Genomic DNA, 18,885 nt, shown 5'->3' with positions numbered 1-18,885 from the left:
AAAACATAACGTTTTACGAGCTTTTTTATTATTCAGCTTCAGAAACAACTGTGAAGCGTTCGTTTACGTGTTTTGGATTTTCAATTTCATCAAGTGCTGCTACTGCGAAGTCTTCGTAACTTACGTAGCTATCACCTTTTGCATTAACAAGCAGGTTGTCTTTGCCAGCTGTATAAGAGCCTGTGCGTTTTCCTAATGCAAATAGTGCAGAAGGGCTGATGAATGTCCAAGTAATATCGTTTGTTTGTTGCAAGATTTCTAAGTTTTTACCTTGGTTTTGAGCTGTTGCAAGGTATTCGCCTGGGAAACCTGGTGTCTCAAATACACGTGTTGTTTTCTCTTCGTCTACAAATAAGCTTCCAGCGCCGCCAACTACAAGTAATTTTGTATTTGGTGCACCCTTCATAGCTTCAATTAGTACGTTTCCTGCATCTACGTGAAGGTGTTCTTGTCCTGCTGGAGCACCGAATGCATTTACAACTACATCGAATGCTTGTAGATCGTTAGATGTAAGAGCGAATACATCTTTCTCTAAAACTTTTACATTTTCTTCTGTAATTTTTGCAGCATTTCTTACGATTGCAGTTACTTCATGTCCGCGATCTAATGCTTCTTTTAAAATGCGACTTCCTGCTTTACCAGTTGCTCCGATAATTCCGATTTTCATAATAAATCCCTCCAAAGTGTTTTGTTAAAGTGTATATCTGAAAGTGAATGAATGTATTGTAATTAGGTTTGTTACAATCTGTTGTAATCATTATAGTTACAGGTTGGTATTTTTGTCAATGGGGTAGTTTGTAGATTTATTTTTTGTTTTAGTATGCACAGTTAGAGGGAGGAGAGTCATAAAGATATTGTTACTTCGCGCCTGGTTAATATTTGGAAATTGCAAATTGTCGAAAAATGTTGATTTTTAAATGTTTTTTAAATATAATTCGTTTTATGGAGAAAAGGAGGGGTTAATTGTATGAATATTTTAGAGCAATTTATTTCATCAACGAATACAATTCTTTGGTCATATATTCTTATTGCAATGTTAATTGGTTTAGGTCTTTATTTTTCTATTAAATTGAAATTCGTACAAATTACTCATTTAGGGGAAATGGTCCGACTAATGAGTGATGGATTAACTGGAAAGACGCGTAAAAAAGGTAGTGTATCTTCTTTCCAAGCGTTCTGTATGAGTTCAGCAGCTCGTATTGGTATCGGTAATTTAGCTGGTGTAGCGTTAGCTATTTCTATGGGAGGACCTGGCGCAGTATTTTGGATGTGGGTTATTGCGATTATCGGAGCTTCTTCAAGTTTCGTAGAAAGTACGCTTGCACAAATTTATAAAATAAAAGATGGCAGTGGCTTCCGTGGTGGTCCTGCTTATTATATGGAAAAAGGGTTAAATAAACGTTGGATGGGAATTTGGTTCTCTATCCTTATTACAATTAGTTATGGTTTAATTTTTAACTCAGTACAAGCAAATACAGTTACATTAGCATTTAAAAATGCTTTTGGTATTGAGCGTTATATTGTTGGGATTGCATTAGCTGCATTAGTTGCGGTTATTATTTTTGGTGGTGTAAAAAGTATCGCACGTATGTCGGAAATGATTGTTCCGCCAATGGCACTTATTTATATTGCGGTAGCTATTTTTGTTGTCATTAAGAACTTCTATTTAATACCAGATGTGTTTACAGAAATCTTTAAAGGTGCATTCGGTTTAGATTCAGCTGTAGGTGGCGGGATCGGTGCTGCAATGAAATATGGTATTCAGCGTGGATTATTCGCGAACGAAGCAGGTATGGGTAGTGCGCCGAACGCGGCAGCAACAGCTGATGTAACGCATCCAGCGAAACAAGGTTTTATTCAAACGATTGGTGTTTTAGTAGATACATTCTTAGTATGTACATCAACAGCATTTATCGTACTATGTTCTGGTGCATATAAAGCAACGAATTTAGAAGGTATTGAATTAACGCAAAATGCATTAAGTTCACAAATTGGCCCATGGGCGAGCAGTTTCTTAGCGATTATTATTTTCTTATTTGCATTCAGCTCACTTTTAGGAAATTACTATTATGGTGAAACGAATATTGAATTCATTAAACAAAGTAAAACTTGGTTAACGATTTACCGTATTGCGGTAGTTGGAATGGTGTTATTCGGTTCTATTGCGACGCTTCAAGTCGTATGGAATATGGCAGATTTATTTATGGGTCTAATGGTAATTACAAACTTAATTGCGATTACACTTCTTGGGCGATTTGCATATGCTGCTTTGGCAGACTATGTAAGGCAAAAGAAACAAGGAAAAGATCCAGTCTTCAGTGCAGATTCTATTCCTGGTTTAACGAATACAGAGTGTTGGGATAAGTCAGCGGTAACAGATAAAGAAAAAGCAGTGTAATAAAAAAGAGCATCGAGATGAAATCGATGCTCTTTTTGTTTGGTCTTTTTTCTGTGATTTGTCGAAAATATGTGGTTGGGTATTAGGGAAATGCACTAGCTGAGTATAGTTTTATTTTATGAAAAAAGCCTCGTGTCATATGATGTAACGACGTCATGTCATAAAATCTAACATGAATTTGTCGAAAATTCTTGATTACTAAAAGTTTTTAGAATATAATTTTCTTATTGTTAGGAAGAGGGGGCAATACAATTATGGATTTTTTAGCTAAGGTAATTGGGGATATAAATAATGTCCTTTGGTCATATGTCATTATTGCGATGTTAATTGGGTTAGGGCTCTACTTTTCATTTCGTGTGAAATTTGTCCAAGTTCGTTACTTCGGTGAAATGATTCGTTTGCTTGGGGATGGGGCAAGCTCGAAAACGAGGAAAGCGCAAAAAGAGAAGAGCGGCGTATCATCATTCCAAGCATTTTGTATGAGTACAGCTTCTCGTGTAGGTACTGGTAACTTAGCTGGTGTAGCTATCGCAATTTCAGCAGGTGGACCAGGAGCGGTATTTTGGATGTGGTTAATTGCGGTAATTGGGGGTGCTTCTGCATTTGTAGAGAGCACATTAGCGCAAATTTATAAAGTGAAAGATGGGAATGCGTTCCGTGGTGGTCCAGCGTATTATATGGAAAAGGGATTAAATAAACGCTGGCTTGGAGCTATTTTCTCTGTATTAATAACAGTAAGTTTCGGATTAATTTTTAACGCTGTACAATCTAATACTGTAGCAGCTGCTTTTGATGGGGCATTCAAAACAGATAGTAGATTAGTAGGTCTTGTAATGGCTGGTTTACTTGCAGTTATTATTTTCGGCGGAGTAAAACGAATTGCTCGCGCGGTTGAAATGATTGTTCCAGTAATGGCGATTATTTATGTAGCAGTGGCATTATTCGTTGTTGTAACAAACATTACGGCAATTCCGTATGTATTTAAAGAAATTTTCTTACATGCTTTCGGAATTAAAGAAGTAGTAGGCGGAGGATTAGGAGCTGCGATTTTATTAGGGGTAAAACGTGGATTATTCTCAAATGAAGCAGGTATGGGTAGTGCGCCGAACGCAGCTGCGACTGCAAACGTAACGCACCCAGTTAAACAAGGTTTCATTCAAACTTTAGGGGTATTTACAGATACATTATTAATTTGTAGTTGTACAGCATTTATTATTCTTTTATCAGATGTGCATAATGCAGCTGATCTAAATGGTATTCAATTAACGCAACAAGCGTTAAGTCAGCATATCGGCCCATGGGCTTCTGTATTTGTAGCGGTGGCAATCTTCTTATTTGCATTCAGTTCATTAGTAGGTAACTACTACTATGGTGAAACAAATATTGAGTTCTTAAATGGAAGTAAAGTGCTATTAAATGCATACCGCATTGCTGTACTTGGTATGGTTATGTTAGGGTCTGTAGCAACAATTCAAATCGTTTGGGATTTAGCAGATCTATTTATGGGGATTATGGCTGTTATTAACTTAGTGGCGATCGTATTCCTTTCTAAGTACGCTTTTGCAGCGTTATCAGATTATATTAAGCAGAAGAAACAAGGAAAAGATCCGGTCTTCTACGCAAATTCTATTCCAGGCCTGAAAAATACAGAGTGCTGGGAAGAGCAAGTAGCAGATAAAGAAAAAGCGGTATAATGAGGCGAGCATCAAGTGAAACTTGATGCTCATTTTTTGTTTTATCCAGCTATTTGTGAGAAGTAAAATCCCCGCTCATTAAAGCTTCACTTTATAATGCAAAAGACGAACATTCTTGAATGTTTTATAATAAAATGTAATTTTTTTAAGAAAAGTGCGGATATGAGTTGTGATTTATGTTAGAATGGGAAATGCCTTTGAAACAAGAGGTTTTATGATCTTTCCTATCCGATTGTAGCTTTTGGAGGAGAAATGGAAAGTTCGGATTATTTCTTATTTTGAGTGGTCAGACGTTCAACGTTAATGAAGAGTTAAATGGAGGATTTTATTAATGAAGTTTGTTATGTTTCTTGTAGGATTACTCGTTGTATTTGTACTCGGTTTTCTTATAAGTGCCGATCGAAAGAAGATTAAGTACAAACCAATCGCAATTATGCTTGTTATTCAGCTAGCGTTATCTTATTTCTTATTAAATACACAAGTTGGTTATATTTTAGTAAAAGGAATTTCAGATGGATTTGGCGCGCTTCTTGGATATGCGGAAGCTGGAATCGTTTTCGTATTTGGTGGCCTTGTTAATAAAGGAGAGGTTTCATTCTTCTTAACAGCATTATTACCAATCGTATTCTTTGCCGTTTTAATTGGAATTCTGCAACACTTTAAAATTTTACCGATATTTATTCGCGCTATTGGTACTTTGTTAAGTAAAGTAAATGGTCTAGGAAAATTAGAATCATATAATGCAGTAGCAGCTGCCATTGTTGGGCAAGCAGAAGTATTTATTACAGTAAAAGATCAATTAAGTAAAATCCCAAAACATCGTTTATATACATTATGTGCATCTTCCATGTCGACAGTATCAATGTCAATCGTCGGTTCTTACATGAAAATGATCGAACCAAAATATGTAGTAACAGCACTTGTATTAAATTTATTTAGTGGTTTCATTATTATTCATATTATTAACCCGTACGATATTACAGAAGAAGAAGATACACTGAAATTAGAAAATAAGAAAAAACAGTCATTCTTTGAAATGTTAAGTGAATATATTATGCTTGGTTTCACAATCGCGATTACAGTAGCAGCGATGTTACTTGGTTTCGTGGCATTAATTACAGCAATCAATAGCTTGTTTGATTCAATGTTCGGTATTACATTCCAAGCTATTTTAGGATATATTTTCTCACCATTAGCATTCGTAATGGGTATCCCACAAGCAGAGATGGTAACAGCGGGACAAATTATGGCAACAAAATTAGTATCAAACGAGTTTGTTGCAATGCTTGATCTTGGAAAAGTAGCTGGCGATTTATCAGCTCGTACAGTTGGTATCCTTTCTGTATTCCTTGTATCATTTGCGAACTTCTCATCAATTGGAATTATCGCAGGTGCAACGAAAGGTATCGATGAAAATCAATCAAATGTTGTATCATCATTCGGTCTACGCCTTGTGTACGGTGCGACATTAGTAAGTATTCTATCAGCGATTATCGTTGGTGTTATGCTATAAAAAGGTGGCCTAGCTCATAGCTAGGGCTATTTTTTTTATGGTAAATTTGCATGAAAAAACCAATTAATTAGGAATATATTAACATATGAAAATCTTTTAAAATTTATATTGCATTTCGTCTAGATAACGCTTACAATTTGATTTGTAGGTGGTATCAATTTCAGACTTTCAAATATGGTAGGAGAGAAGAGGCTACCTTTTATAAATTGCAATTTATGTAAACGCTTACTGATTTTAGATAACAGTTGAATAGTATTTAGGGGTTTTAAATTTTTTAACATCAATGGTCAGACGTCATTCGTTATACGTTATACGACCAATAACTCGTGGGAGAAGTGGAGGATTCACATATGAAAATAGTAATGTTTCTAGTCGGTTTACTTGTAGTATTTGTACTAGGGTTCCTTATCAGTTCAGATCGTAAGAAAATTAAATATAAACCAATTGCACTTATGCTTGTCATTCAATTGGTGCTTGCGTATTTCTTACTAAATACAAAGGTCGGATTTGTATTAGTAAAAGGGATTGCAGATGGGTTTGGCGCTATTTTAAAATTTGCGGAAGCAGGGGTTAATTTCGTATTTGGTGGCCTAGCAAATGATGGACAAGCGCCATTCTTCTTAACAGTATTATTACCAATTATTTTCTTAGCAGTACTAATTGGGATCTTACAACATATTAAAGTTTTACCGATTATCATTCGTGCAGTCGGTTTCCTATTAAGTAAAATTAACGGTTTAGGAAAACTAGAATCATATAATGCGGTAGCAGCTGCAATTGTTGGTCAAGGGGAAGTATTTATTACAGTAAAAGATCAACTAAGCAAATTACCGAAAAATCGTTTATACACACTTTGTGCATCTTCAATGTCAACAGTATCGATGTCAATCGTTGGTTCTTATATGAAAATGATTGATCCAAAATATGTAGTAACAGCACTTGTCTTAAACTTATTCAGTGGATTCATTATCGTTCATATCATTAATCCATATGAAGTAAAAGAAGAAGATGATATTTTAGAATTGCAAGAAGATAAGAAGCAAACATTCTTTGAAATGTTAGGCGAATATATTATGCTTGGTTTCTCTATCGCTGTAACAGTAGCGGCGATGCTAATCGGTTTCGTAGCATTAATTACAGCAATTAACGGTGTATTCGATTCAATTTTCGGAATCACCTTCCAAAGTATTTTAGGATATGTCTTCTCACCATTAGCATTCGTAATGGGTATTCCAACATCAGAGATGCTAGCAGCAGGACAAATTATGGCAACGAAATTAGTAACAAACGAATTTGTTGCGATGCTTGATTTAGGAAAAGTAGCTGGCGACTTATCAACTCGTACAGTAGGTATTTTATCAATTTTCCTTGTATCATTTGCGAACTTTTCATCTATCGGAATTATCGCAGGTGCAACGAAGAGTATCGATGGTAAACAAGCAAACGTTGTATCATCATTCGGACTAAAACTTGTATACGGTGCAACGTTAGTAAGTATATTATCAGCGATTATCGTTGGGGTTATGCTTTAATAAAATAGTAAAGAAGTCGTTTATCTCTCGCCTAGAGGGATGAACGACTTTTTTTATTTTAGTATGATAAATAATATAGAGAGGGGGAATTAGGGTGAAAGAAGCGGATAGTGTAAGGGAGTTTGATGAGATTATAGAGAACATTGATCAATTAACTGGAGAAGATGCTAGAGCATTTTTTAAATTGATACATGGATATTTGAGCATAGTAGAAGAAGGCGATGGAACTTTTACTCATAGTGACTTTGTTGAAAAGGTTTCAGTGCTTTATAAGAAGGATGTGGCGAGGGTTATTCAGCTTAGAGAAGAAATAAAAAAATCACCTTAATATATTCATTAAGGTGATTGAAATACTACTCAGCTGGAGGCGTAAATGTACGTTTCTCTAATTCAGCATCTAGCATAAATAGTGCGTTTGAATCGCTTGTAATACGTTTTAATTTTTGGATGATGCTATCGAATGAAGCTTCTTCTTCAACTTGCTCGTCAACGAACCATTTTAAGAATGTAATTGTTGCATGTTCACGCTCATCCCAAGCGATATCAGATAAGTGATAAATGCGTTTCGTTACTTCACGCTCGTGCTCAAGTGCAACTTCAAAAGCATTTAATACAGATTCGTATTCGTTGTTAGGATTATCAAATCCAGTAACAATAGCGCGCTCACCGCGGTCATTAATGTAGTTATAAAGCTTCATTGCGTGGAAACGTTCTTCTTCAGCTTGTACAAGGAAAAAGTTAGCGAATCCATCATAGCTCTCTGCCGTACAGTAAGCAGCCATTGCCATATAAGCGTGGGCAGAGTAAAACTCAAAATTCATTTGATCGTTTAGTGCGTCGTGCAATTTTTTAGATAACATAAAATCCCCCTTAGTATTGTGACAAGAATATTATATCATAATTGATAATGTTCTCATTTAGATGTTTCAAACCTTTTCGAAAGCTTTGTGACGTGTGCATCCATAATGTCTTGTAAATCCAAATCATATTTTTGTGAAAGAATAATAAGATTAGATAGTACATCACCAAGTTCTTCTTTTAGTTCTTGTTTTAGTTCTTCTTCTGTTTTTGCGTCTTCATCAGGACGATCACGACCGATTTCAATAGCGCGAACAACGCGTGAAACTTCCCCAACTTCCTCTGTTAAGAAATTTAAGCGAATAAAGGAATTATACTGTGACCAGCTTCGTTTTTCATAAAATTCCTCAACCCATCTTTCAAATGCGACGATATCCATTTCTTCCTCATCCCTTCAATATGTTGTACAATGACAATTGTATCATGACAATATATAGTTTTGGGGTGTAGGAATGAGAAAGATTTGTGTGTTTGCAGGTTCAAATTTAGGGGAGAGACCAGAGTTCAAAGAGCAGGCAATTGAATTAGGTAAAATGTTTGTTGAGAACGACTATGAGCTTGTATATGGAGGTTCATGCGTCGGATTAATGGGAGAAGTAGCAAACGAAGTACTTCGCTTAGGTGGTCGTGTGACAGGTGTTATGCCGCGCGGTCTATTCCGAGGAGAAATTGTTCATACAGGGTTAACAGAATTAATTGAAGTAGAAACGATGCATGAACGTAAAGCGAAAATGGCAGAGCTTGCGGATGCTTTTATTGCAATGCCAGGCGGATATGGAACCTTTGAAGAGCTATTTGAAGTTGTATGTTGGTCACAAATTGGTATACATAGTAAGCCAGTTGGTTTATTGAACATAAAAGATTTCTACGGACCAATTCTGCAAATGGTTGAACGTGCAGCAGAAGAAGGATTTATGAATCCATCGAATAGAGAGTTAATCGTTTCAGCTGAGACGGCAGATGCACTCATTCATAAGATACAAAATTACGAGCGTCCTGTTTTAGGAACGAAGTGGAAGCAACTATCATAATACAATTGTATAGAGATTTTTGGAAACACATGTTATTTTATCTTGAAAAGGCATGTGTTTTTAATTTGGTTAAATATGTTAATGTTGAGATATAATTTTTTGGAAAAGGAGAAATTGATGGAGGAGTTTGTGTATTTACGCCCTGTTTTTAAAAGTATTTTAGCAGCATCTATTCTTGTTATGCTAATTGTTTCAACACAGAAGAAAGAGCTAATTAATGAGTTTTCGCTTTAGTTTATTTCGATATTATGTATCGGTGTTTCAGCGATCACGTTGTTTATGTCTGGGTTTATCGTTGATGAGTATAATCTAGGCGGAGATGTACAGAGTTTTAATATGTGTATTGCGATTGGTTGTATTAGCGGTTTGAATTTTATTATTTATTATAGACGGCAATAAAAAGAAGGCATTCCGTATTACTTTGGAATGCCTTTATCATTTTGATTACTTTGTTTTTTATACAGGTACCAGCCACCCCAGCCGCCACCAATTGCTAAGACAACGAGGAAAGCGTAGTCTTTAACCTCGATACGTATATTGAAAATATTAGCTATAAGTAAGACAATCCCAACTGTTATTAACGCAAAAAATGCTCTAATTAAGTAGTCTTTCAACTGAACCACTCCCGCCATTTAAGTAGTAAATGATGAATATGGAAAAGCTTTTTTGGATCTATTTTGCTAAAGGGTGTTTCCTATATTTTAACATAAAAGAGATTGTAATATATTGATAAAAGTGGGGATAGGAGAGTGTTGATATTGTCGTGATTTGTCGGTAAGTCGATATATTGGAAAAATCGCTGATAAATTTGCCGAAATCGCTGATAAATTTGATGAAATCGCCGATATAATTAGAAAATCGCTGATATAAATTTCATGTACCAGCACAGCATGCATGACCAATCCATAGAAAAAAGCGACTCTGAACGAGCCGCTTCTGCTTTAAAATCTATTATTGATTCAAGAACGCACGTAGCATCCAAGCGTGTTTTTCTAGTTCTGTGTAGATGCCTAATAGTAGGTCAGATGTCATTTCGTCGTCAGAGTCTTGAGCGATTTCCATGCCTTTTTTCAGTTCGACTAGCATCATTTGGTAGTCTTTCATGATTGCTTCGACCATCCCTTCTGCAGTTTCTCCGTAAGCTGCTTCTTGAATAGAAGATATTTCTAGGTATTCTTTCATTGTTGCTACTGGTTTACCACCAATTGCTAAAATACGTTCTGCAATTTCGTCGATGTGAGTAGCTGATTCTGTGTAAAGTTCTTCGAATTTCTCGTGTAATGTGAAGAATTGAGGTCCTTTTACGTACCAATGGAAGTTATGTAGTTTTGTGAATAAAACGCTCCAGTCTGCTACTTGTTTGTTTAATACTTCGATTACTTGTTTGTTCATTATGATCAATCTCCTTTTGAGTTGTTATATGATATCAATTACTAATTTATAATTATTATAATCTAGTAATTCGTATAAATCAACCCTTTTGCTGGAATTAATTTGAACAAATTATGAACTGCTGTAAATAAAAATCCCTATTACTGTGAAGTAATAGGGATTTTGTTTGATATATAGTTACTGCTATTAATTATTATACAGCCTTCTGTTTTTCTTCTACATCCTGTCCATCCCAGCACTCTGTATTCTGTAAGCCAGGGATAGAACTTGCAATGAAAACAGGGTCTTTTCCTTGTTTCTTTTGCTTAATATAGTCTACTAATGCTGCGTAGGCGAACTTGCTTAGGAATGAGATGGCAATTAAGTTTGTGAATACCATTAGTCCCATGAATAAATCAGCTAAACTCCAAACTGTTTTAAGGGCAGCGATTGATCCGAAGAATACCATTCCGACAACTGCAACGCGATAAATCATTAACCATGTTTTGCTTTCTTTAATGAATGCGATATTCGTTTCACCATAATAGTAGTTTCCTAGTAAAGAGCTGAACGCGAATAGGAAAATAATAATCGCTAAGAAAGTGCTTGCCCACGGTCCAATTTGTGAACTTAATGCTTGTTGAGTTAGTTCAATACCTTCTAAATTCGATCCTTTGTAAAGTCCAGAACATAATACGATAAATGCTGTTGATGTACATACTAAGAATGTATCTACGAAAACACCTAATGCTTGAACAAGTCCTTGTTTTACAGGGTGAGATACATCTGATGTTGCTGCTGCGTTAGGAGAGCTACCCATACCTGCTTCTGTCGCGAATAAACCGCGCTGAATTCCGAACTTGATTGCTGCTCCAATACCACCAGCGACGGCTTGGTCTAAACCAAATGCGCTGTTAAATATTTCCGTGAAAATGCTTGGTAACATAGTGAAGTTATTAATAACAACAAAAATTGCCACACCAATATAAATAATTGCCATTGGAGGAACAATCATTTCTGTAATACGTGAAATGCTCTTGATGCCACCGAAAATAATAACTGCAACTAATAAAGCCAATAGAGCCCCTACGATCGTTCGCTCTAGTCCAAAAGCATTTTCAAATGCTATTGTTACTGTGTTTGCTTGTACAGAATTGAAAATTAATCCGTACGCAACTGTAATAAGAAGTGAAAACCAAACACCCATCCAGCGTTTATTTAATCCTTTTTCCATGTAATATGCTGGACCACCACGGAATCTGCTTCCATCTTTTACTTTATAAATTTGCGCGAGCGTACATTCTACGAAACTAGTAGCTGCTCCAAGGATAGCGATAAACCACATCCAAAATATTGCGCCAGGTCCACCCATTGAAATGGCTAGTGCTACACCAGCTAAGTTCCCGATACCGATACGTGCTGCTGCACTTAGGCAAAATGCTTGGAATGGAGAGATGCTATCTTTCTTTTTTTCTTTTCGATTAAACCCTTTACTAATTAAACCGACCATCTCACCAAAATGAGTAATTTGGACAAACTTCAATTTAAAAGAGAAATAAAGACCGAAGCCGATTAGCATTGCAATAAGAATATATGACCATAAAATATTATTCGTTACCTCAAGGAATCTGCTAAAGATATCAACCATATAATACACTTCCTTTTTTCCGTAATAAGAAAATTATATGCAAAAAATATACGAGAATCAATTTTTCTAAAAAATTATGTTACTCAAACTCATTTTGTGTTATGATTATGTTACATAGTAATATTTTTAGAATTATTTACATTTTAAAAAACTAAATGTAAAGCGAGAAAGAGGGGATAATTTGAAAGAAGAAACTTTATTGAAAGTAAGCCTTAAGAGTTTGAAAATGAGAAGTAATATATTTTTTATCATTACATCTTTAAGTATCTTTTTAGGAGCCACTTATTATTACAATAAAAGATTTCCAAATCACAGGTATCCTGAATGGTTAGAATTTCTAAAGTTGCTTGGATGAACAAAAGACAGAAAAACAGAAAATTCAAATAAAAAAAGTTGTGGAGGAGCTAAATATGAATATTAGAGAAAGTGAACTTCCGGGTATTGGTTACAAATTTCAAATCGTTACGAAAGGTAACGAAAAGATGGTAATTGTCATTCATGATGATGGGCGTAGAGAAATGTATCATTTTGATTCAGACCATGAAGAAAGTATCTCAAGTATTTCATTACGCGACTCAGAGGCAAGACAAATTGCAGCAATATTAGGTGGAATGGTGTATAAGCCTGGAGCATTAGAAAATGTTGAAATGGTCTTTGAAGGTTTAGCAATTGAGTGGTTTAAAGTAGAGAATGCAGCTCCAGCAATCGGAAAAACAATTGGTGATCTTGAAATAAGAAAAAACTATAGCGTAACGATCATTGCAGTTATGAAGAAGAATATGAAAAAGCTATTTAATCCAGGGCCAGAAACGGTAATTGAAGAAGGCGATATGCTTGTAGTTTCTGGTGAGAGAGAAGAAATTAAAAAAATTATTAATGAGTTACTTTCGAATAGGGGGACTGACTAGATGGATACTTTAATTTTTGAAGTTGGTACAGCGTTAGTATTAGTTGCAATTGCGGCAGTAATTGCTGGAAAGTTTAAATTCTCAGTAATTCCGTTTCTAATTGTTCTTGGGATGTTAGTGGGGCCGCATGCGCCGACAATAGGTGTGATCGATTTCAAGTTTATTGAAAGTGCAAATGTAATTTCCTTCCTTGGACGGATCGGCGTTCTGTTTCTTCTGTTCTATCTAGGGTTAGAATTCTCGATGAAAAAACTAATTAAATCTGGACGTTCTATTGCGATCGGCGGAACGATCTATATTTTAATTAACTTTTCACTTGGATTATTATACGGATTTATAATGGGATTCCCTTTACTAGAAATCTTAATTATTGCGGGTATTATTACGATTTCTTCTAGTGCTATCGTTGCTAAAGTGTTAGTGGATTTAAGAAGAACTGGTAATAATGAGACCGAATTAATTTTAGGAATCATTATGTTTGAAGATATATTCCTTGCTGTATATTTATCAGTTGTTTCTGGTTTAGTTTTAGGGGATCATGCTTCCTTCTTAGGCGCCCTTACTTCAATTGGAATTGCTTTAGGATACATGCTTCTATTCTTTATTGTAGCTAGAAAGGCGACGCCGTTATTAAATAAATTGCTCAATATTAGCTCAGATGAAATCTTTATTATTGTAGTATTTGCTTCACTGTTCTTCATTGCTGGTTTTTCAGAAACAATTCACGTTGCCGAAGCAATTGGAGCACTTCTTTTAGGATTAGTTTTCTCTGAGACAGAGCATAGTGACAGAATTGAACATCTCGTCGTTCCATTTAGAGACTTTTTCGGAGCTATTTTCTTCTTCAGTTTCGGATTAAGTATTGATCCGTTTTCATTAGGCGGAGCGATATGGTTAACGTTAGGTGCTGTCCTTCTTACAATCATCGGAAACTTTGTAGCTGGGATGATTGCAGGGCGACAAGCTGGATTATCTCATAAAGCATCAACAAATATTGGATTAACAATCGTTTCAAGGGGAGAATTCTCCATCATTATGGCCAATATCGGTATCGCCGGTGGTTTAATGTCAGTACTGAAACCATTCTCAGCGCTATACGTGCTTATACTATCCATCTTAGGTCCACTTCTGACGAAAGAGTCAAAGAATGTATATAAATTTTTAAATAAAATCTTTAAGTGGGATACGAAAACTAGCTAAATTTTTAAAAAATAAAAGTACAAGATAGTTCCTACTTGTACTTTTATTTTTTGCAATGAAAACAGTAAAGAGAGGTACATGATGTTAGGAGAGTTGATTCATTCAGTTTTAGTGTTTCTAGAAGGACTTGGTTATTGGGGAATTATGCTTGGATTGATGTTAGAGGTTATTCCGAGTGAAATCGTATTGTCTTATGCAGGTTATTTAGTATCAACAGGAAGCATTACGTTTTGGGGTGCTGTCGCGTTCGGGACAATTGGCGGTGTAATCGCACAACTATTTATTTATTGGATTGGTCGATACGGGGGAAGACCTGTTCTTGAGCGATATGGAAAATATATTTTAATTCAGAAGAAGCATATTGATTATGCTGAAGATTGGTTTAATCGTTACGGAACTGGTGTTATTTTTACAGCTCGCTTTATTCCTGTTGTACGGCATGCTATTTCTATACCAGCGGGTATTGCAAAAATGTCACATGCTAAGTTTATTACGCTAACTACATTAGCTGTTATTCCATGGTCAATTGTATTTGTATATCTAGGTTTTAAATTAGGAACAGAGTGGGAAAGTATTAATAAAGTAGCTGGGCCTTATGTGAAATATTTTGCACTTGCTGCTATTGTTTGTGCAGTTGGTTACTTTGTATTAAAAAAAGTGATGAAAAAAAAGTAATTACGTAAAAAGAATCTATGCTGACATAGATTCTTTTTTTATTGTCATTTTTCAAAAGGAGAAAGAGCAGGTTTAATATTTTACATATTGTGGCATACATATAGGAAAAGGGAGTTTGGAAAGGGGATTATAGAAAAATGGAACTCCAGTTTCAAAATGTATATCAACAGGTGGAGAATTGGTATGTGTTGGATTCGGAGCTTCCTTGGGATGTCAAAAGGCTGAGAGATGATTTGTTTTCACTTATTGAAGTATGTAAAACGCCAGTTATTTTTTGTGATACGTGTGATGCAAATCATGTACTTCTATCATTAGGAGAAGAAGAGGAAGAGTTTCTATTCCCAATAGGCGGTTTTTATCATAAAGAAAAACAATTAATTTTTGTTTGTATGTGGGAAGAGTATGAGCAAGTGCTCAAAACACTACTGCATGAATTTCGCCATGCGATGCAGCATAAGAGGGAAGTGTTGTATGTCGGAAGTGAAGTGTACGAAGAGAGATGGATTGAAAAAGATGCGAGGAAGTTCGCGGAGAGGAAATTCGATGAATATAAAAATAGAAAGTTAATGTAAAGCATAGTGAGAAATAGCGCTGTGCTTTCTTTGTTTCTTACTAAAAATAAGTAATTGACTTTCATAAAGTTTAGTTCTAAACTAATGGTATGAAACGAGCGAGGTGATAGAATGAAAACTGAAGATAGGCTCGGATTATTATTATGGTTTCGTTTATCACGTTTTTATAACAAAAGTATTCGTGAGACGAATCAGCATTTGAAAAAATGGAATGTATCTGCTGCTCAGTTTGATGTACTAGCTCAAGTTGGAGGGCATGATCGTTTAACACAGCAAGAGCTTGGAAATAAGCTATTTGTTACGAAAGGAAATATCACTCAGCTTTTAAATAAAATGGAGCAAATGGAGTGGATTCGTCGTGAACAAGAAGGTACTACGAAATATATTTCATTAACAGAAAAGGGAAGAGCTTTATATGAGGAAATTGTCCCGCCTCAAGAAACGTTCCAAGCGGAGCAGTTTCATAATTTAAATATAGAAGAACAAAATCAATTATTACAATTACTAAAAAAATTACAGTGAAAAAATTTTTAAAATAAATCTTGAATTCGAGATAATATGAGGTGAAGGATATGTTTAGAAAAGTTGATCATAAAAATATGGGAAGAGCGAATCACGGTTGGTTAAATACACATTTTCATTTTTCCTTTGCTAATTACTATAATCCAAATAACATGAGCTTTGGAGCATTACGTGTTATTAATGATGATTTAGTAGCGGCACAAACTGGTTTTGATATGCATCCACACCGCGATATGGAAATCATTTCGTACGTTGTAGATGGTGCTTTAACACATGAAGATAGCATGGGGAACCGCGGAACAATTGAGCGTGGACATGTTCAATATATGAGTGCTGGCACAGGTGTATTTCATAGTGAGCATAATTTAGGAAATGAGACATTGCGTTTATTACAAATTTGGATTTTACCAGACCGTGCAGATCATAAGCCAAACTATGGTGAGTTTAAATTTGATTGGAGTAAGCGTGAAAACGAGTGGTTCCATATGGTATCTCCATTAGAAGGAGAGGCACCAATTCAAATTCACCAAGATGCGAATTTATATTCTTTATCGTTAGAAGCTGGAAAAGAAATTCATTTTCCAGTGAAAGAAGGTCGTCAGTTGTACCTTGTTCAAATTGAAGGAAGTAGTGCAATCAATGGTGAGACACTTGTTATGCGTGATGCGGCAGAAGCGGTAGAAGAAGATATTCATATTGCAGCGAAAGAACAATCACACTATTTAGCAATTGAATTGAAAAAATAATAAAACGTTTATAGAAAAGAGGACACCTAATAGGATGTCCTCTTTTTTTGAGTGGAATTGTCAGAAAAATCTTTCTCAAATTTTGGAAAAAGGTATTAGCTTAAAAAATAAGAATTGTATAAAAGTGTCAAAAATCTTTAGGGAATGGGGAATGTTATAGTGAAAAAGCAAGTCATTTCATCAGCATTAGCCTTAACTGTTATCGCCGGGGGATTTGGAACATTTGGAGCAACGACAACGAAAGCGGAAGAACAAAAAATTCAATATCATCAAGAATTTAAAACGCCTGCATACATAGGTGAAGAATGGAAAGCACCGGAAGGACTAGATAAAAAAGAGACAGTCTTTCAGTATTTAGAGAGTAAGAAAGATATGTTTAAATTAGCAGGAAATATTGATAAACATTTCAATGTCGTTGGGGAAGAAAAAGATGCTGAATCGGGCACAACACACGTGAAGTTAGTTGAGAAACATAATAACATTCCTGTGTATGGTTCAGATCAAACTGTTACACTTGATAAAGAAAATAATGTAAAAGCATTCTTCGGACAAGTTATTCCGAATTTAGAGGATAAAAATATTCCTGCGTTTGCAAGCATTAGTGCGGAACAAGCAGAAACGATTGCAAAGGCAGGCATTGAGAAAGAAATTGGTAAAGTAAAGAATTATGACGGTGTGAAAAAAGATTTATATGTGTATGAAAAAGATGGGAATTACTATCTTGCATATTTAGTGAAAGCATCGATTTCAAAGCCAGCTCCAGGATATTGGCATTATTTTGTTGATGCAACAAATGGAAATGTAATTGAGAAATATAATGCTGTAGATCATATTACAGGGTTCGGTTATGGAGTATTAGGCGCTAGACAATCATTTGAAATTGCTCAAGATGAGAAAACAGGAGCATTCAACTTATTTGATGGGAAACGAGGACAAGGTGTTCATACATTTGATGCAGAAAATATGGATGAAAACTTGTTTAATTTATTCTCACAAATTCTTGGATATACAGGAGAAGAAGTTGAAAGTAAATCTAAGTTCTTCGAAGATAAAGCGGCAGTTGATGCACATGTAAATGCAGGAAAAGTGTATGATTACTACAAAAAGACATTTAATCGTAATTCTTTCGATGATAAAGGCGCGAAGCTTATTTCGACTGTTCACGTTGGAGAAAGCTGGAATAACGCAGCTTGGAATGGTGTACAAATGATGTATGGTGATGGCGATGGAAAAACATTCATTCCATTATCTGCTGGACTAGATGTTATCGGTCATGAATTAACGCATGCTGTAACGGAACATACAGCAAATCTTGTTTATAAAAATGAGTCAGGTGCGTTAAATGAATCGTTATCTGATATTATGGGTGTCATGGTTGAGAAGAAGAGCTGGGATTTAGGTGCTGACATTTATACACCTGGAAAACCTGGTGATGCACTTCGTTCTCTGAAAGATCCAGCATCTATTCCAAATCCATTAAAACCAGGTGAAGGTTACCCAGATCATTACAATAAACGCTACACTGGAACAGCTGATAATGGTGGCGTTCATATTAACAGTAGTATTAACAATAAAGCTGCCTATTTAGTATCTGATGGCGGAGAGCATTACGGCGTGAAAGTAACTGGAGTAGGCCGTGAAGCGACAGAAAAAATTTATTACCGTGCTCTTACGAAATATTTAACTGCAAACTCTGACTTTAAGATGATGCGTCAAGCTGCTCTTCAATCAGCTGAAGATTTATATGGTAAAGATTCTAAAGCTGTACAAGCTGTAGCGAAAGCTTATGATGCAGTAGGCGTAAAATAATAAGAGAAAAAGACCTGACTAGAATGTCAGGTCTTTTCTTTATCCAGCTATTTGCGAATGATTAAAGTTCCACTGATTTAGTCGCGAATGCCTAATGCAATTTTCGCCATACGAGACATGCGCTCTTTAGACCATGGTGGATTCCAAACGACATTTACTTCTATTTCATTGACTTCAGGTACGTTCGTTGATAATACTTTTTTTACGTCTGATACAATTTGCCCAGCCATTGGACAACCGATAGAAGTCATCGTCATCGTAATGACAGCATTATTATTTTCATCTGCTGTAACGTCATAAACTAATCCAAGGTTCACAATGTCAACGCCTAGTTCAGGATCAATAACAGCTTCTAAATTGGCATATAATTTATTTTCAAATGCTTCTTGAGACATAAATAGCACCTCC

At 35.6% G+C, this 18,885-nt stretch carries 20 protein-coding genes and 1 pseudogene; 14 read left to right on the top strand and 7 right to left on the bottom strand.

Annotated elements, in window-relative coordinates; all coding sequences use genetic code 11:
• Nucleotides 1-28 precede the first annotated feature (28 nt).
• The gene (locus tag ACYVEC_RS00860; protein ID WP_063222190.1) at nt 29-667 is read right to left on the bottom strand and encodes an NAD(P)-dependent oxidoreductase; all 639 of its coding nucleotides are present in this window, start codon (nt 665-667) and stop codon (nt 29-31) included.
• A gap of 300 nt (nt 668-967) precedes the next feature.
• On the opposite strand from ACYVEC_RS00860, the gene ACYVEC_RS00855 reads away from it, so the two are divergent.
• From ACYVEC_RS00855 to ACYVEC_RS00835, 5 genes are all read left to right on the top strand, one after another.
• Nucleotides 968-2,398 carry an alanine/glycine:cation symporter family protein gene (locus ACYVEC_RS00855; protein WP_001022921.1) on the top strand — a complete coding sequence of 477 codons (1,431 nt, stop codon included), beginning with the start codon at nt 968-970 and terminating at the stop codon, nt 2,396-2,398.
• A 254-nt stretch (nt 2,399-2,652) separates the two neighbouring features.
• On the top strand, nt 2,653-4,092 hold the full coding sequence (locus ACYVEC_RS00850; protein WP_063222189.1) for an alanine/glycine:cation symporter family protein: 1,440 nt from the start codon (nt 2,653-2,655) through the stop codon (nt 4,090-4,092).
• Between the two features lie 331 nt (nt 4,093-4,423).
• Nucleotides 4,424-5,605, top strand: a complete 1,182-nt coding sequence (locus ACYVEC_RS00845) for a NupC/NupG family nucleoside CNT transporter (RefSeq protein WP_000673852.1) — start codon at nt 4,424-4,426, stop codon at nt 5,603-5,605.
• A gap of 350 nt (nt 5,606-5,955) precedes the next feature.
• On the top strand, nt 5,956-7,137 hold the full coding sequence (locus ACYVEC_RS00840) for a NupC/NupG family nucleoside CNT transporter (protein WP_063222188.1): 1,182 nt from the start codon (nt 5,956-5,958) through the stop codon (nt 7,135-7,137).
• A 94-nt stretch (nt 7,138-7,231) separates the two neighbouring features.
• Entirely contained in the window at nt 7,232-7,465 is a 234-nt protein-coding gene (locus ACYVEC_RS00835) for a hypothetical protein (RefSeq protein WP_063222187.1), read from the top strand.
• A 25-nt stretch (nt 7,466-7,490) separates the two neighbouring features.
• Here the strand turns inward: ACYVEC_RS00835 and ACYVEC_RS00830 are convergent, their stop codons facing one another.
• Together ACYVEC_RS00830 and ACYVEC_RS00825 are read right to left on the bottom strand one after the other, a co-directional pair.
• The gene (locus ACYVEC_RS00830; protein ID WP_063222186.1) at nt 7,491-7,997 is read right to left on the bottom strand and encodes a ferritin; all 507 of its coding nucleotides are present in this window, start codon (nt 7,995-7,997) and stop codon (nt 7,491-7,493) included.
• 53 nt (nt 7,998-8,050) lie between these two features.
• Entirely contained in the window at nt 8,051-8,374 is a 324-nt protein-coding gene (locus ACYVEC_RS00825) for a MazG nucleotide pyrophosphohydrolase domain-containing protein (RefSeq protein WP_063222185.1), read from the bottom strand.
• A 73-nt stretch (nt 8,375-8,447) separates the two neighbouring features.
• On the opposite strand from ACYVEC_RS00825, the gene ACYVEC_RS00820 reads away from it, so the two are divergent.
• Both ACYVEC_RS00820 and ACYVEC_RS00815 read left to right on the top strand, forming a co-directional pair.
• A complete protein-coding gene (locus ACYVEC_RS00820) occupies nt 8,448-9,026 on the top strand; it encodes an LOG family protein (RefSeq protein WP_063222184.1) in 579 nt (192 codons plus the stop codon).
• A gap of 117 nt (nt 9,027-9,143) precedes the next feature.
• Nucleotides 9,144-9,425, top strand: a pseudogene (locus ACYVEC_RS00815) (hypothetical protein).
• A gap of 17 nt (nt 9,426-9,442) precedes the next feature.
• On the opposite strand, the gene ACYVEC_RS00810 reads toward ACYVEC_RS00815, so the two are convergent.
• From ACYVEC_RS00810 to ACYVEC_RS00800, 3 genes are all read right to left on the bottom strand, one after another.
• Nucleotides 9,443-9,640 carry a hypothetical protein gene (locus tag ACYVEC_RS00810; RefSeq protein WP_063222183.1) on the bottom strand — a complete coding sequence of 66 codons (198 nt, stop codon included), beginning with the start codon at nt 9,638-9,640 and terminating at the stop codon, nt 9,443-9,445.
• Nucleotides 9,641-9,977: 337 nt separating this feature from the next.
• Entirely contained in the window at nt 9,978-10,418 is a 441-nt protein-coding gene (locus ACYVEC_RS00805; protein ID WP_001041891.1) for a Dps family protein, read from the bottom strand.
• Nucleotides 10,419-10,611: 193 nt separating this feature from the next.
• Complete coding sequence (locus ACYVEC_RS00800; RefSeq protein WP_063222182.1) at nt 10,612-12,045, bottom strand: alanine/glycine:cation symporter family protein; 1,434 nt, start codon at nt 12,043-12,045, stop codon at nt 10,612-10,614.
• Between the two features lie 410 nt (nt 12,046-12,455).
• Between ACYVEC_RS00800 and ACYVEC_RS00795 the strand changes: the two genes are divergently transcribed.
• The 7 genes from ACYVEC_RS00795 to nprB all read left to right on the top strand — a co-directional run bounded on the left by ACYVEC_RS00795 (nt 12,456) and on the right by nprB (nt 18,477).
• Nucleotides 12,456-12,953: a cation:proton antiporter regulatory subunit gene (locus ACYVEC_RS00795; protein WP_460505347.1), complete on the top strand. Its 498-nt coding sequence runs from the start codon at nt 12,456-12,458 to the stop codon at nt 12,951-12,953.
• A complete protein-coding gene (locus tag ACYVEC_RS00790; protein WP_063222181.1) occupies nt 12,954-14,153 on the top strand; it encodes a cation:proton antiporter in 1,200 nt (399 codons plus the stop codon).
• Between the two features lie 81 nt (nt 14,154-14,234).
• On the top strand, nt 14,235-14,828 hold the full coding sequence (uptA, locus tag ACYVEC_RS00785) for an undecaprenyl phosphate transporter UptA (RefSeq protein WP_063222180.1): 594 nt from the start codon (nt 14,235-14,237) through the stop codon (nt 14,826-14,828).
• A gap of 137 nt (nt 14,829-14,965) precedes the next feature.
• Nucleotides 14,966-15,400, top strand: a complete 435-nt coding sequence (locus ACYVEC_RS00780; protein WP_063222179.1) for a DUF3920 family protein — start codon at nt 14,966-14,968, stop codon at nt 15,398-15,400.
• Between the two features lie 111 nt (nt 15,401-15,511).
• Nucleotides 15,512-15,922: a MarR family winged helix-turn-helix transcriptional regulator gene (locus ACYVEC_RS00775; RefSeq protein ID WP_048528236.1), complete on the top strand. Its 411-nt coding sequence runs from the start codon at nt 15,512-15,514 to the stop codon at nt 15,920-15,922.
• A gap of 50 nt (nt 15,923-15,972) precedes the next feature.
• Nucleotides 15,973-16,668 carry a pirin family protein gene (locus ACYVEC_RS00770; protein WP_063222178.1) on the top strand — a complete coding sequence of 232 codons (696 nt, stop codon included), beginning with the start codon at nt 15,973-15,975 and terminating at the stop codon, nt 16,666-16,668.
• A gap of 159 nt (nt 16,669-16,827) precedes the next feature.
• Nucleotides 16,828-18,477, top strand: a complete 1,650-nt coding sequence (nprB, locus tag ACYVEC_RS00765) for a neutral protease NprB (RefSeq protein WP_063222177.1) — start codon at nt 16,828-16,830, stop codon at nt 18,475-18,477.
• Nucleotides 18,478-18,554: 77 nt separating this feature from the next.
• On the opposite strand, the gene ACYVEC_RS00760 is transcribed toward nprB, so the two are convergent.
• Nucleotides 18,555-18,872 carry a metal-sulfur cluster assembly factor gene (locus tag ACYVEC_RS00760; RefSeq protein ID WP_000076427.1) on the bottom strand — a complete coding sequence of 106 codons (318 nt, stop codon included), beginning with the start codon at nt 18,870-18,872 and terminating at the stop codon, nt 18,555-18,557.
• Nucleotides 18,873-18,885 lie beyond the last annotated feature (13 nt).

This window comes from Bacillus sp. MN7755, from assembly GCF_054771475.1.
The sequence above is the reverse complement of the archived record's forward strand: the minus strand, read 5'-3'. Positions and strand labels throughout refer to the sequence as shown.